General features: G+C 64.7%; 1 protein-coding gene. It reads right to left on the bottom strand.

Annotation, left to right across the window (positions count from 1 at the left end):
• Nucleotides 1–697, bottom strand: a 697-nt coding sequence (locus J1902_RS19090; protein WP_207617935.1) for a glyceraldehyde-3-phosphate dehydrogenase, incomplete at both ends; no start/stop codon positions are given.

Genomic DNA, 697 nt, shown 5'->3' with positions numbered 1-697 from the left:
AGTCGATCTGCTTGCGGAGATCGGAGTGCAGCGACATTTCACGCAGGTAGTCGTTGACCTCGTCCCGCGTGGTGCCGTTCTCCAGGCTGAGGTTCAGGATGGCCATGGAGACATCCGGGGTGGGGACGCGGATGGCGTTGCCGGTGAGCTTGCCCAGCAGTTCCGGCAGTGCCTTCGCTACTGCCTTGGCCGCACCGGTCTCGGTGATGACCATGTTCAGGGCAGCGGAACGGCCCCGGCGGTCGCCCTTGTGGAAGTTGTCGATCAGGTTCTGGTCGTTCGTGAACGAGTGCACGGTTTCCACGTGGCCGTGCACCACGCCGAACCTGTCGTTGATCGCCTTCAGGACCGGGGTGATCGCGTTGGTGGTGCAGGAAGCAGCCGTGACGATCTTGTCCGCATCGGTGATGTCGCCGTGGTTGATGCCGTGGACGATGTTCTTCAGCTCGCCCTTGCCCGGGGCGGTCAGCAGGACGCGGGCAACACCCTTGCTCTGCAGGTGCTGGGCCAGGCCCTCGGCGTCGCGCCAGCGGCCCGTGTTGTCCACCACCAGGGCGTCCTGGATGCCGAAGGCCGTGTAGTCGACCGTGGCGGGGTTGTCCGAGTAGATGACCTGGATCTGGACGCCGTTCGCCGTGATGGTGTTGGCCTCCTCATCCACGCGGATGGTGCCTTCGAAGGAGCCGTGGACGGAGTC

Source organism: Arthrobacter cavernae, assembly GCF_017368795.1.
In the GTDB taxonomy this organism is placed as follows: Bacteria; Actinomycetota; Actinomycetes; order Actinomycetales; family Micrococcaceae; genus Arthrobacter; species Arthrobacter cavernae.
This window is presented reverse-complemented; position numbering and strand designations above follow the sequence as displayed.